Origin of the sequence: Enterococcus sp. DIV1224, from assembly GCF_050555455.1 — a bacterium.
Taxonomy (GTDB): domain Bacteria; phylum Bacillota; class Bacilli; order Lactobacillales; family Enterococcaceae; genus Enterococcus_B; species Enterococcus_B lactis.
In genome coordinates, this window is record NZ_CP187859.1 from 1,970,128 (window position 1) to 1,984,624 (window position 14,497).

13 protein-coding genes and 1 other annotated feature (1 of these 14 cut by a window edge) are annotated in these 14,497 nt (G+C 39.4%); of the genes, 3 read left to right on the forward strand and 10 right to left on the reverse strand.

Annotation, left to right across the window (positions count from 1 at the left end; translation table 11 throughout):
- Positions 1–27 precede the first annotated feature (27 nt).
- On the reverse strand, positions 28–555 hold the full coding sequence (locus tag IGK53_RS09655; protein ID WP_002289403.1) for a hypothetical protein: 528 nt from the start codon (positions 553–555) through the stop codon (positions 28–30).
- Positions 556–734: 179 nt separating this feature from the next.
- Between IGK53_RS09655 and clpP the strand changes: the two genes are divergently transcribed.
- Positions 735–1,328 carry an ATP-dependent Clp endopeptidase proteolytic subunit ClpP gene (gene clpP / locus IGK53_RS09660; protein ID WP_002289402.1) on the forward strand — a complete coding sequence of 198 codons (594 nt, stop codon included), beginning with the start codon at positions 735–737 and terminating at the stop codon, positions 1,326–1,328.
- Positions 1,329–1,430: 102 nt separating this feature from the next.
- Here clpP and IGK53_RS09665 read toward each other — a convergent pair whose 3' ends face one another.
- The 4 genes from IGK53_RS09665 to efrA form a co-directional block, all read right to left on the reverse strand.
- Positions 1,431–1,916, reverse strand: a complete 486-nt coding sequence (locus IGK53_RS09665) for a gamma carbonic anhydrase family protein (protein ID WP_002310223.1) — start codon at positions 1,914–1,916, stop codon at positions 1,431–1,433.
- 149 nt (positions 1,917–2,065) lie between these two features.
- Positions 2,066–2,263: a hypothetical protein gene (locus IGK53_RS09670; protein WP_002315450.1), complete on the reverse strand. Its 198-nt coding sequence runs from the start codon at positions 2,261–2,263 to the stop codon at positions 2,066–2,068.
- Between the two features lie 94 nt (positions 2,264–2,357).
- Positions 2,358–4,118: a multidrug efflux ABC transporter subunit EfrB gene (gene efrB, locus IGK53_RS09675; protein ID WP_002335505.1), complete on the reverse strand. Its 1,761-nt coding sequence runs from the start codon at positions 4,116–4,118 to the stop codon at positions 2,358–2,360.
- On the reverse strand, positions 4,115–5,845 hold the full coding sequence (gene efrA / locus IGK53_RS09680) for a multidrug efflux ABC transporter subunit EfrA (protein ID WP_002328986.1): 1,731 nt from the start codon (positions 5,843–5,845) through the stop codon (positions 4,115–4,117). The genes efrB and efrA overlap by 4 nt, the downstream gene beginning before the upstream one ends.
- A gap of 392 nt (positions 5,846–6,237) precedes the next feature.
- Here efrA and IGK53_RS09685 point away from each other — a divergent pair, with 392 nt between their 5' ends.
- Both IGK53_RS09685 and rnjA read left to right on the forward strand, forming a co-directional pair.
- On the forward strand, positions 6,238–6,450 hold the full coding sequence (locus IGK53_RS09685) for a DNA-directed RNA polymerase subunit epsilon (protein WP_002287947.1): 213 nt from the start codon (positions 6,238–6,240) through the stop codon (positions 6,448–6,450).
- A gap of 1 nt (position 6,451) precedes the next feature.
- Entirely contained in the window at positions 6,452–8,131 is a 1,680-nt protein-coding gene (rnjA, locus tag IGK53_RS09690) for a ribonuclease J1 (protein ID WP_016628888.1), read from the forward strand.
- A 257-nt stretch (positions 8,132–8,388) separates the two neighbouring features.
- Here rnjA and IGK53_RS09695 read toward each other — a convergent pair whose 3' ends face one another.
- The 5 genes from IGK53_RS09695 to IGK53_RS09715 form a co-directional block, all read right to left on the reverse strand.
- Positions 8,389–8,589: a cold-shock protein gene (locus IGK53_RS09695; RefSeq protein ID WP_002294067.1), complete on the reverse strand. Its 201-nt coding sequence runs from the start codon at positions 8,587–8,589 to the stop codon at positions 8,389–8,391.
- Between the two features lie 149 nt (positions 8,590–8,738).
- Entirely contained in the window at positions 8,739–9,431 is a 693-nt protein-coding gene (gene radC / locus IGK53_RS09700; protein WP_025481559.1) for a RadC family protein, read from the reverse strand.
- A 54-nt stretch (positions 9,432–9,485) separates the two neighbouring features.
- The gene (locus tag IGK53_RS09705; protein ID WP_002328985.1) at positions 9,486–10,139 is read right to left on the reverse strand and encodes an HAD family hydrolase; all 654 of its coding nucleotides are present in this window, start codon (positions 10,137–10,139) and stop codon (positions 9,486–9,488) included.
- Positions 10,129–11,442, reverse strand: a complete 1,314-nt coding sequence (locus tag IGK53_RS09710) for a bifunctional folylpolyglutamate synthase/dihydrofolate synthase (RefSeq protein ID WP_025481561.1) — start codon at positions 11,440–11,442, stop codon at positions 10,129–10,131. The genes IGK53_RS09705 and IGK53_RS09710 overlap by 11 nt, the downstream gene beginning before the upstream one ends.
- 196 nt (positions 11,443–11,638) lie before the next feature.
- Entirely contained in the window at positions 11,639–14,284 is a 2,646-nt protein-coding gene (locus tag IGK53_RS09715; protein WP_047929370.1) for a valine--tRNA ligase, read from the reverse strand.
- Positions 14,285–14,331: 47 nt separating this feature from the next.
- Positions 14,332–14,497, reverse strand: a binding site (T-box leader); it runs 51 nt beyond the window's last position.

Consider the following 14,497-nt stretch of genomic DNA (forward strand, 5'->3'; position numbering starts at 1 on the left):
CATGTGCAACGGCAATACTTCAAAATATCAGCTCCAAACATCATCTTTCGAGAAGAAACCAATCGGCTGGCGCGTCATAGTCTTCAACTGTGCTTTTTTTTCATTGATCATTTCAGTCAAACTATCCGTAAAATTCTCTAAAATCACGCGTCCGCCTTTATAAGCATATCCACCAATCTTCATTGTTTCATCTGGAGATAAAATCACTTTTCGATGGGAGATGTTCTTAAACAGCTCGTCTAAAATATAATTTGGCAGATAAAAACTATTCTGCGCTGAAAATGATTGGAGATATGCAAAATCGTCAATCGTGATATAACAATCATCGAATGCATCAAAGCTGACATATTCTTCCATCAGCGTCGTCCGTTTTTGCAAAATCTCGTTGATCTTTTTATTTAATTGGTTCAGCGTCTCGATTTCTTTGACTTTCAATTCCAATTCACGTCTACGCTGTTCTTTATTTTCTAAGTGACGCATTTGCAGTATCATGCCGATATAGACAACTACAGCACCCGTCAACACGCCGATAAGACCGGTAATACCAACTATCAATCTGTTGTTCCTCCTTGTTTTGCTTCTCTGCTTATCATACCATAAAGCAGGTTTATGCGACTAATTTGCCTAAGTTTTTTATTTGACCTTTTTTGACCAAAAATGTATACTACTTTTTAGGTATTAGAAACTAAATTATGGTACACTATTTCTAAACGAAACCAAGGAGGAACTCTATTATGAATTTAATTCCTACAGTCATTGAACAATCATCACGAGGCGAAAGAGCTTACGATATCTACTCACGTTTATTGAAAGACCGTATCATCATGTTAAGCGGCCAAGTAACTGATGATCTTGCTAATTCGATCATCGCCCAATTGCTTTTCTTAGATGCTCAAGATTCTGAAAAAGATATCTATCTTTATATCAATTCTCCTGGTGGTTCAGTTACAGCAGGTATGGCTATCTACGACACAATGAACTTTGTCAAAGCAGATGTCCAAACAATCGTTATGGGTATGGCTGCTTCAATGGGAAGCTTCTTGCTGACAGCTGGTACAAAAGGGAAACGATTTGCTTTACCAAATGCTGAGATCATGATCCATCAACCTCTTGGCGGCGCTCAAGGTCAAGCAACTGAAATCGAAATTGCGGCACGTCATATTTTACAAACACGCGAACGCTTAAACAAAATTTTAGCTGAACGCACTGGTCAACCGCTTGAAGTGATTGAAAAAGATACAGACCGTGACAACTATATGACAGCTGAACAAGCAAAAGCATATGGATTGATTGATGAAGTCATGGAAAACAGTTCTTCATTAAATTAATCTGTTTCAAAGGAAGTTTTTAAGACTTCTTATCTAAACCAAATAAAAAAGGATGGTCAGTTTGAGCTGGCCATCCTTTTTTATTTTTATGGATGCTACTGCCTATCTTTGCTCCTTGAATTTTCCTTGCGCATGCATCCGACCTATTTCGACATAATGCTGGATGTTTTCTTTGTTTTTTTGGATTTCTTCTTTTGTCAAAGGTCGGATCACTTTAGCTGGACGACCAAAAGCCAAGACATTAGGAGGAATAACTTTTCCTTCTGTTACTAATGATCCAGCACCAATCAAACTATTCTCACCAATAACCGCATGATTCAATATCGTGGTTCCCATCCCGATCAGCGCCCCTTTTTCGATTGTACAGCCGTGTAGCATGCACTGATGTCCTACCGTCACATTCTCCGCAATATCTACAGGTGCATCATGATCGACATGGACGATTGTACCATCTTGGATATTCGTTCTTTGTCCTACTTTTATCCAATTACTGTCCCCGCGTAAAACTGCTTGATACCAGATCGTCACATCTTCTGACAATGTCACGTCACCAATCACTGTAGCATTTGATGCTATAAACCGTTCCATCTCTATTTTCTCCTTTCGTTTTTTTGTAGAAACTAATCCTATTGAATAAATGTATCATAGCATATATTTATTTTATAAGAAAAAACAGGTAAAACCTGCTCAGTCCAGATGCCTATTTGCGCTATCTGGTAAACTGACGTTTTACCTGTTTATTGTACCTCTATCTTTTCTTCTATTACTTTCTTCAAAACTAATTCGTACACTTCGATTTGTGCTGCCAAGCGTTCGATTTGAAACTCATTTTCAAAAAAATCAGCTGAATCAAATGGTTTTGTCTGACAGACGTGCGTTAAACGATCAATTTCTCTTTTGGCTTCAGTGATTTTTTCATTTAAAAACTGTTCCATCTCCGTGCCCTCACTTTTTTTGATAACCTTACTTTACCATTATCAAGAAAGGAGAACAAAAAATAAGTTTCAAACTGTTTTATCCTTCTATGATTTATCCTGCTTCCTCAGCAAATTGGCTGTTATACAGTTTTTCATAAAATCCGCCTTGTGCCAATAAACTCTCATGTGTTCCTTTTTCAATGATCTGACCTTGGTCCATCACTAGAATCAGATCTGCATCGCGTATCGTCGATAAACGGTGAGCAATGACAAAACTTGTCCGCCCCTCCATCACGCGATCCATCGCTTTTTGAATCAACGCTTCTAAACGAGTGTCTACTGAACTTGTCGCTTCATCCAAAATCAAAATTTTAGGATCTGAAACCACTGCTCGGGCAATCGTCAGCAACTGTTTTTGTCCTAAAGACACATTGTCTCCCTCAGCATTGATGGCCATCTCATATCCATCTGGCATTGTCCGGATAAAATGGTCTACGTTTGCTGTTTTTGCAGCATCTACTACTTCATAATCTGTCGCATCAAGCTTTCCAAAACGGATATTATCGGCAATCGTTCCTTGATAGAGCCATGCATCTTGTAAGACCATACCAAACAGGGAACGGACATCACTACGGCTCATTGATTTGGTATCAATCCCGTCGATCCTGATAGCTCCTTTGTCTACGTCGTAAAAACGCATCAATAGATTGATCAAGGTCGTCTTGCCGGCACCGGTTGGACCGACGACAGCCACGGTTTGACCTGCTTTCACTTCAAAGTTCAAATCTTGAATCAATGGTTTCTTCGGATCATACGCAAAATCGACATGATCGAATGTCACATCTCCTAAAATCGTTTCTGGCAGTGAAACATCTACTTTGTTTTCTTTTTCTTCTGGCTCATCTAAAATCTCGAATACACGTTTTGTTGCCGCTGATGCACTTTGCAAAACAGAAGACAGTTGTGTCACATTCCCCATCGGCTGGCTGATTTGCCAAATATATTGGATGAACGCCTGAAGTTGACCAACAACGATCGCCCCAGTAATAACATAGAAACTTCCTAGAACAGCCATACCAATATAAGTAGCATAGGCAGTTAGTTGGACTAATGGCATCATCAACCCAGAAATGAACGCTGCGCGGAACCCAAAGTATTTCAAGCTGTGATTTACTTTTTTGAATCCTTCCAATGTTTCTTTTTCGCGTCCGTATACTTTCAATACACTGAAACCTGTCATATTTTCTTGAACGTAGCCGTTTAGCTCACCAAGCGAATTCTGCATGCTTTGAAAATATTTCTGCGAAGCATTGATCACTCGTTTGGAGATCCAGATCGATGTTGGAATCATGATCATAGAGATCAGCGCCATCATCGGCTGGATATAAAACATCATTGCTGCAGCCAACGTAATTCCCAATATCGCATTTACGATACCAATAAAAGCTTGTTGTAAAGCACCGCTGACTGCATCTACATCATTCGTCACACGAGACAAAATATTTCCTTGCTGGTTTTTATCGAAATAAGAAACCGGAAGACGATTGATTTTTTCTTCTATGTCTCTTCGCAAATCATGCATGGCACTTTGAACGACATTTGTCATCAAAACCCCAGAAAGCAATTGCGAAATACAATACCCTATTCCGACAACTGTGATCCAAATGAGACATTTGAATATATAAGAAAAATTGATTGATTCGCCATTGGCAATATTACGACTGATTTCTGTAGTAGGAAGTCCTGTAACATATGGCAAAGCCACGTTGAAAGCCACTGTCAGAACTGTAAATAGGATCACTAGAAGAAAAGTCCCACGATACGGTCTGATATATCGAGCTAAACGTTTTAAGGAAGAAAAGGTTTTTTTCATGCTAGTTCCTCCTTTGATAATTGAGAAGCGGCAATATCATAATAAATCGGGCATTTTTCCAACAACTCCCGATGTGTCCCCATACCGACGACTTCTCCTTCATTTAATACGATGATCTTATCTGCATGCATGATCGTTCCCACACGTTGTGCTACGATCAATACAGTAGATTCTGTTGTTTCTTTTTTCAGACGAGCACGTAACTTCGCATCCGTTTGATAATCTAATGCAGAAAAGCTGTCATCAAAAATATAGATTTCCGGACGGCGTATGATGGCTCTGGCTATTGCCAATCGTTGTTTTTGTCCGCCTGAAAAATTGGAACCACCTTCTGATAAATGTTCGTCAAATCCATCTGGTTTTCGAGAAATGAATTCTGAAGCTTGAGCAATCTCAGCTGCACGTTCCATTTCTTCTTGTGTGGCATCTTCTTTCCCGTATCGCAAATTATCGGCAATCGTTCCAGTAAATAGCAGCGCTTTTTGCGGAATAAACCCAATCTTGTCTCGCAACTTGCTTAACCGATAATCTCTCACGTCTACTCCGTCGACCAAGATCTTTCCTTCACTCACATCATAAAAGCGAGGAATCAATTGAATCAACGTAGATTTTCCGCTACCGGTACTTCCAATAAAAGCAACGGTTTCTCCTGGAGAGGCTGTAAAACTGACATTTCGAATCACTGGCTCTTGCGAATGGCCTGGATAAGCAAATGTTACATTTTGAAATTCGATATACCCTTTAGTCTTCGTATCCGATATACCATTTGGATCTTCTACAATCGAAGGTTTGGCATCTAGTGCCTCTTGGATACGTCCAGCTGAAACGGCTGCTCTTGGATACATCATGAACACACTGGCAAATAACATGAATGAGAATAAGGCATGGAATATATACTCGATAAATGCAATCAAATCTCCTACCCGAAGTTCGCCAGCATCGATTTGCACTGCCCCGCTCCAAATGATCAATACCATCACGATATTAAATAAGAAATAAAAACCTGGTTGTGCAACAGCCATCAAACGGAACAAGCTTTTCGAACTAGCAGCATAATTCTCATTGACTACAGCAAAGCGTTTTTCTTCAAACTTTTCATTGACGAATGCGCGAATCACACGCAATCCTGAAAGGTTTTCCCGCAAGATACTATTGATTTTATCTAAGTTTTTTTGTTGTTTTTTAGATAACGGCTCAGACACCTTAGCAATCGCTACGACCGCCAATAATAGCAAAGGCAATGCGCCTACTACATACAAGCTGAGTGTCACACTTGTACGCATGACCATGTACAAACTGACAACGAACATCATCGGCGCCATGAAACCGATACGTAAAATATTTTGCAGGAACAACATGATCTGATAAGCATCATTTGTTGTACGAGTGATCAAGGAAGATACGCCTAAATTTTCGTACTCCTGATGCGAATAGCTTTGGATCTTTTCGAACAAGTCATCTCGAATATCTGCTACGATATTGGTCGTGATCCTCGAACCAAAATAACCTAACAAGATATTCAAAATAATACCGATTACGGTAATAACGATCATAAATATCCCTTGCTGTTTCACATAATCAAAATCACCATTGCGGATTCCTACATCAATCATACGCGCTAAAATCGTAGGAAGTCCTAATTCAATCAAAATAAAACCGAATACGCATATAAAATTGAAAAACAAGAATTTCTTATAACGCATGGTATAATGCCACATTAGTTTCACTTTCTCATCTCCTTTTAATCTTTTGTTACATTTTCATTACTAAAAATGATAGCACAACGAACCTATTAATAGAACACTTCTCTCATAAAAAAGTCATTATGATTATAGTAAAATGATAAACGTTGATTTTTTCTTTCAATCTAGTTGATTTCTATACTTATTTGCTGTTTTATGCTAGAATAACAATTAATTGTTGTATATTTTTTATACAGAAGGTACGGTTGAAAAAATATCCGAACAGATGAGCAAAAACGAGGCTTGTCTCTTTGACTCGAATCCAGTATTCTAGTCAAAGCATATGAAAAACTAGGTGGCTTGTCCCCTCGTTTTGTGTTGTCTAAAAAAATCAACTAGCTAAATCACTGCTTTACGCAGATAAAGGAGACAAAACAATGATCTATAAAGTTTATTATCAAGAAACAAAAGTACGTAACCCTAAACGGGAAGAAACAAAATCTCTTTACATTGAGGCAAAAAGCGATGTAGACGCTCGCCAACGTGTGGAAGAAAATACCCCATACAATATTGAATTCGTTCAACTTCTAGAAGGAAGTCATCTAGAATACGAAAAAGAAAATGCTGATTTCTCATTAGTGGAGTTTTAATATGAAACTTTCCATCAAAAATAATGAGACAGGCGTCTTTGCTATTGGTGGATTAGGTGAAATCGGGAAAAATACGTATGGGGTACAATTCCAAGATGAAATCATTTTGATTGATGCCGGGATCAAGTTCCCGGAAGACGATCTACTTGGAATTGACTATGTCATTCCCGACTACAGCTACATCATACAAAACTTGCACAAAGTAAAAGCCCTAGTGATTACTCACGGACATGAAGACCACATCGGCGGAATACCCTACTTGCTAAAACAAGCAAATATTCCTATCTATGCTGGTCCTCTCGCATTAGCGTTGATCACGAACAAATTAGATGAGCATGGCTTGCTTCGAGAGGCAGAGCTTCATGAAATCAATGAAGATACGATTATTCGTTTTAGAAAAACTTCTGTCAGCTTTTTCAGAACGACTCATAGTATCCCAGACGCATTAGGGATCGTGGTAAAAACACCTTCTGGTAATATCGTAGCGACTGGAGACTTCAAGTTTGATTTCACTCCCGTCGGCGAACCAGCAAACTTGCATAAAATGGCTCGTATCGGGGAAGAAGGTGTCTTGTGCCTTTTATCTGATAGTACAAATGCTGAGATTCCAACATTTACTAAATCAGAAAAAACGATTGGTCATTCTATCTTGAAGATCTTTTCAAAAATCGAAGGTCGTATTATTTTTGCCAGCTTTGCTTCTAATATCTTCCGTTTGCAGCAAGCAGCAGATGCCGCTGTGGCGACTGGTCGTAAAATCGCTGTTTTCGGACGTAGCATGGAAAATGCCATTGTCAATGGCCAACGTTTAGGATATATCAAAGTTCCAGACGGCACATTTGTAGATGCACATGAAATCAATCGCTTGCCTGCTAACGAAACGATGATCCTATGTACAGGTTCTCAAGGGGAAGCGATGGCCGCTTTGAGCCGTATTGCAAATGGTACCCACCGTCAAATCCAAATCCAGCCAGACGATACAGTGATCTTTTCAAGTTCACCTATCCCTGGTAATACAACAAGTGTCAATCATTTGATCAACTTGCTGTCTGAAGCTGGCGCAGAAGTAATCCATGGAAAAATCAATAACATCCATACTTCCGGTCACGGTGGACAAGAAGAACAAAAATTGATGCTTCGCTTGATGAAACCAAAATATTTTATCCCTGTCCATGGAGAATTCCGCATGCTGAAAGTCCATGCTTCTCTAGCACAAGGTGTAGGTGTTCCTGCAGAAAACTGCTTCATCATGGAAAATGGCGATGTTTTAGCGTTAACTAGCGATTCTGCACGTCCTGCTGGGCATTTTGTTGCTGGAGATGTGTATATCGATGGTAGCGGGATCGGCGATATCGGTAATGTCGTTTTACGTGACCGTCACCTGCTTTCAGAAGAAGGTCTTGTATTAGCTGTTGCAACAGTAGATATCAAGAAAAAAGAAATCTTGGCTGGTCCAGATATTCTCTCTCGTGGATTTGTCTACATGCGAGAATCAGGAGAAATGATCAATGAAGCTCAGCGAATCTTATTCCATGCTTTAAGAGAATGTTTAAATGGACCTGACTGTTCAGAATATAAATTGAAAGAAGCGATGACTGGCGCACTTCAGCCATTCTTATTCGAACGTACAGAAAGACATCCAATGATTTTACCGATGGTCATGACACCAGATGAAGAATAAGTAAGAGGTTGTGAAATTAGTGCCCTGACCTGAGTATAAGAGAAACCGAACGGAAAACAGGACAAGTTGTTTTTATTTGGCTGTTCTTATTGCTTGATACAGGGCAGCTTTTTCACAACCTCTTAAAATTTATTTACTTTTTCATACAAAAAATACCTGCCACAAGAGAAATTTCCTCTTGTGGCAGGTATTTTTGTTACTCGCTTTGTTCTCTCGTAAAAATTGATGCCTACCATCAATTTGATTTACAGATAAAATTAAGCTTTTACAACGTTTGCAGCTTGTGGGCCACGGTCTGATTCTTCAACGTCAAAAGTCACTGCTTGACCTTCTTCTAATGTTTTGAATCCGTCACCTTGGATAGCAGAGAAGTGTACGAATACGTCGCTTCCATCTTCACGTGAGATAAATCCAAATCCTTTTTCAGCGTTGAACCATTTTACTGTTCCGTTTTCCATAATAATATCCTCCTCGTGCCAAAAGCACTTATTTAAATTGTAACATTGCTCGTGTACGATAGAGGTGCAACAGATGTTTCAACTTCTATTCCCAAACAAAATTACAATATAATTGTACACTTGCTTCATTTTTTTTGCAAGAAAGCAACTTACTTCTCTTCCATTAATCCTTCTTCTCTCAAACTAAAATATCGTTTACGTCCGATGATCAAATGATCCAGTACAGTGATGCCCATCATTTCTCCACACTTTTGTATCCTTTTAGTAAAATTCATATCCTGTTGTGATGGAATAACATTACCAGAAGGATGATTATTTGCTAAAACGATTCTTGCCGCGCAGTAACGTACGGCATAATGGAATATTTCTCTAGGATGAGCGACTGACTGATTCAGCGAACCGATGAATACTGTCTTTTTTAAGATCACTTGATTCTTCGTGTCCAAATAAATACAAATCAAATGTTCCTGTTTGTGATCTTTCATTTCCAGAATCAATTGTTGTGCCAGTTCATAGCTAGTACGAATGGCGGGAGATGCTCTTTCTTGGTCCGTCTGAATGCGGCGGCCTAACTCGATCAAGGCTTTGATTTCGATTGCTTTCACACGTCCTATCCCTCGAATCTCTTCTAACTCATGCAAAGTAGCCTGTCGTAAAGAAGCCAATCCTCCAAACGTTTTTAACAGATTGCCGGCAATCGACATCACACTATGAGGGTGCTGACCAGTACGCAGTAAAATTGCTAAAAGCTCCTGATCCGATGAAGCTTCAGCTCCATAAATTTCCATACGTTCCCTTGGTAAAGAGCTAGTTGGTACTTCTTTGATCAATCGTTTTTCCAAAAAAACATCTCCTTTCTATCTTTTCTAAAATAAGATACGAAAAGAGATGGATTTTTATTTTATCAATGCAGGGATTTCATGCAAAGAAGAAACGACCCCAGCCGTTTTTTTGATCAATTCTTGGGAAGGCGGAAGCAAATCTGGAACCATGACTACAGGGATCTCAGCCGCAGAAGCTGCTAAAATACCATTTTGTGAATCTTCTAAAATCAATGTTTCTTTCTTAGCTGTACCTAATTTCTGATTGGCTAATAAAAAAATTTCCGGATCTGGTTTTGCTCGTTGGACATTCTCTGCGGAAACAATCGTCTCAAATCGTTCAAACAGATTGTTCTTCTTCAATAAAAGTTCAATGACAGCTCGTTGGTTACTGGAAGCGACAACTTTGGGAATCTGATGTTCTTCTAAAAAAGAGAGGAGTTCCAACACACCTGGCTTCATTTGTACGGCTCCTTTTGAAAAGCGCTCAAGCGTTTCCTGGTATGAATCGTCTATGAATCTTTGTACGCTTGTTTTACCGAATTCCGCAAAAATCATATGATAATTCGCCCACACTTCTTCATCGGAAACACCTAAGAATTTTAAATACAGGTCTTTATCATAAGGAAAACCCATCCTATCTGCTACTACTTGTGAAGCCTCGTAATATACTAACTCTGTGTCAAACAATAAACCATCCATATCAAAAATCACTGCATTATACTTCATGGTCTCCTCCTAATTGTATTAATAAATGACGAACTTCTGAAATGAAATAAAGCGAACCGGTCACAACTAATACATCTTCATTTGTCATCTTTTCCAATATATCTGCTAATCCGAATTGCCACAATGAAACGATTGATACTCTCTCACTTGCTAAATCTGATACTTCACTTAATTCGATGGCTTTTGGATGTTCAAAGGTCGTCAAATAAATATGGACATTTGGTACTTGTTGCAGTCGTTCTAGCATTTCTCTAACATTTTTAGTTCGTAAGGCGGAAAACAAAATGTTGATTTGATATCCTTTGAATTCTTTTTTCAAATTCTCAACAAGCCGGTTCATTGCATGCGTATTATGGGCACCATCTAAAACAACTAATGGCTCGTTACTCAAACGCTCCATTCTTCCTGGCCATCGAGATTTCTTCAACCCCTTCAAAACATCTTTTTCTCGGAAAGGCAGCTTTTCCAATTGACAGTAAACAAAATACAATTCGATGGCTACTCCTGCATTTTCAGCTTGATGTTGCCCTAAAAGCGGCGTGGTTAGTTGAGGGATTTTCCCTGCTTCATTAAAGAATTCAAATACTTCTCCCCAAGTCTCATCAGGATACAGATAGTTTATTTTATAATTTTCCCCGTATACATAAAGCATCGCATTTTTTTCTTTAGCTGTTTGTTTGATGACATTAAAAGCTTCTGGGCCGATGTTTCCTGTGACAACTGGAACGCCTTGTTTGATGATTCCTGCTTTTTGCGCAGCGATTTCTTCAATCGTCTCTCCAAGTATCTCGGTATGATCAAGCCCAATCGTTGTTATTCCAGTTAGCATCGGTACAGCTACATTGGTAGAATCCAATAAGCCGCCTAAGCCCACTTCAATAATCGCTACGTCTACTTTCTTCATCAAAAAATAATCAAATGCCATTGCTGTTAATGTCTCAAATTCAGTGATACCAGCTACTGCTTCAAATTGATCAAGTTGTTTGATCAGCGGCTGATATTTTTTTACAAGCTGGATCAAGTCATTGTCTGGGATACTTTTGCCATTGATTGCAATCCGTTCATTGAACGTTTCGATATAAGGTGAAGTAAACGTTCCAACTATCAGACCAGCTTCTTCTAATAGGCTTCTCAAATAGGCTACAGTAGACCCTTTTCCGTTTGTTCCAGCGATATGGATCGTTTTTACTTTCCTCTCCGGATGACCTACCACTTCTAATAAAGCTTCGACTCGGTCAAGACCAGGACGTGAACCAAATGGTAATCGACTATGGATCCATTCTATTGCTTCTTCAATCGTCATCAACAATTCCCCCATTTCTCTTTTATTATAACAAATAGAAGTCATAAGAAAAATAAAAGGACGATAGAGAGAAAAATCTGCTCCGGATACATGATAAATCGCTCTTTTTTCTAAGTAATCAGAGTAGACTAAAAAAGAGGATGCGACAATAATCATGTCACATCCTCTTATTCGGAATAAGTGGTGTTCCCCGCTTTTATTGAATAGTACGCAAACTTTCGATTCGTTCTTTGACAGCCGTTTGCTTCTCTAAATAATCTTTTTCTTTTGCACGTTCTGCCTCTACTACTTCTTTCGGCGCATTAGAAACAAACCGTTCATTAGAAAGTTTTCCTTGGACACGTTTCACTTCGCTTGTCCATTTTTCCAGTTCTTTTTCTAATCGTTTGATTTCCTCTTCGATATTGATTAATCCTGCTAACGGCAAGAAGATTTCTGCACCTGTCAGAACAGCTGACATCGCTAGATCTGGTGCAGTGATCTCACTTGATATCGTCAACTCTTCTGGGTTGCAGAAGCGTTCGATGTAGCTTGTATTTTCAACTAAAAATTGATCGACTTTAGCATCGTTTGTTTTGATTAATAATGTGATTGGTTTAGACAATGGTGTATTCACTTCTGAACGAATATTTCGAACGGCTCGAATCAATTCCTTCAATACTTCCATTCCTTTAGAAGCAGTTTCATCGTCAAACTCTGGACGTACCACAGGATATTCTGCTACTACTAGAGAATTTCCTTGATGAGGAATATGTTCCCATATTTCTTCTGTGACGAATGGCATGATTGGATGCAACAAACGCAAAATCTGATCCAAGGTATGGACTAGGATACTACGTGTTGTTTGTTTTGAAACAGCATCATCTCCATAAAGTACTTCTTTGCTCATTTCGATATACCAGTCACAAAAATCATCCCAGATAAAGTTATACAGTTGTCTACCGGCTTCACCAAATTCAAAACGATCAAATAATTCAGTTACACGTGCGACTGTTTCGTTCAAACGTGTAAGAATCCAACGGTCAGCCACTGATTTTTCTCCAGATAAATCGATCTCTTCTACGGTCATACCTTCGATATTCATGATAACGAAACGTGAAGCATTCCAGATTTTATTGATAAAGTTCCATGAAGCATCCATTTTTTCATAGCTGAAGCGAACATCTTGTCCTGGTGCAGAACCATTCGATAAGAACCAACGAAGAGCATCTGCTCCATACTTTTCGATTACTTCCATCGGATCGATCCCATTACCTAATGATTTACTCATCTTCCGCCCTTGTTCGTCACGAATCAATCCATGGATCAAGACATTCTCAAATGGTCGTTCGCCAGTAAATTCCAAACTTTGGAATATCATTCGGCTTACCCAGAAGAAAATGATGTCATAACCAGTTACTAAGGTGCTAGTAGGGAAGTACCGCTTATAATCTTCGCTTTCCGTGTCTGGCCAGCCCATCGTTGAAAAAGGCCACAATGCTGAACTAAACCAAGTGTCTAAAACATCCGGATCTTGGACCCAGTTTTCACTATCAGCTGGTGCTTCCATCCCTACATACATTTCACCTGTTTCTTTGTGATACCATGCAGGGATTTGATGTCCCCACCATAATTGTCGTGAAATTACCCAGTCATGGACATTTTCCATCCAACGTAAAAATGTTTGATTGAATCTTGGAGGGAAGAATTCCACTGCTTGATCTGTTTCTTGGTTATCAATGGCTTTTTTTGCTAACGGCGCCATTTTTACAAACCATTGAGTAGACAATCGAGGTTCGACAACGACACCTGTCCGCTCGGAATGTCCCACACTATGGACCATCGTATCGATTTTGATCAATCGGCCGATTTCTTTTAGATCTTGCACGATTGCTTTACGAGCAGCGAAACGATCCATTCCAGCATATTTTCCTGCTAGTTCATTCATCGTGCCATCATCATCCATCACATTCACTCGTGGGAGATCATGACGATTACCTACCTCAAAGTCGTTTGGATCATGTGCTGGAGTGATTTTTACTACACCTGTCCCAAACTCCATATCTACATATTCATCTGCAATGATTGGGATTTCTTTATTGACTAAAGGTAGAATCACTTTTTTGCCGATCAGCGCTTGATAACGCTCGTCTTCTGGGTGAACAGCAATCGCCGTATCTCCCAACATCGTTTCTGGCCGGGTCGTCGCAATTTCTACTACGCCTGATCCATCTGCCAGTTCATAGCTCATATGGTAAAAGGCGCCTTCGATGTCTTTATGAATAACTTCGATATCAGATAGAGCTGTTCGTGCTTGAGGGTCCCAATTGATGATGTATTCACCGCGATAGATCAACCCTTTTTCATATAAGGTAACAAAAACTTTACGTACTGCTTCAGATAATCCGTCATCTAATGTAAAACGTTCTCTGCTGTAATCTAAAGATAAGCCCATTTTAGCCCACTGTTCACGGATATGGCTTGCATACTCTTCTTTCCATTCCCACACTTGATCGATGAACTTTTCACGACCTAGATCATAGCGAGAAATTCCTTGCTCTCTAAGCTTTGCTTCTACCTTTGCTTGTGTCGCGATTCCTGCATGGTCCATACCAGGCAACCATAAAGTATCATATCCTTGCATTCTCTTTTGACGAATCAGCATATCTTGCAAGGTCGTATCCCAAGCATGCCCTAAATGAAGCTTTCCGGTAACATTTGGGGGTGGGATCACGATTGAATAAGGTTTTGCTTTTTTATCTCCGCTCGGTTTAAACAAATCTTGTTCTAACCAATGCTGATAACGTCCAGCTTCAACTTCTTGCGGGTTATATTTTGTTGATAGGTTATTTTCTTCCGTCATGCTGTTTTCCTCCTTTAAACTAAAAAACGTCCTAAAATACTTTCGTATTTTAGGACGTATGATTTACGCGGTACCACCTAAATTGCAATAACCAATCATTATTGCCTCTCCAGTGAGTTAACGATCACGACTCGTCTATCTCTACTCCATTCAAGACAGAAACTCCCAAGCTACCTTCACTGGTTGTCATTGAGAACCTTTCAGCAGATAGTT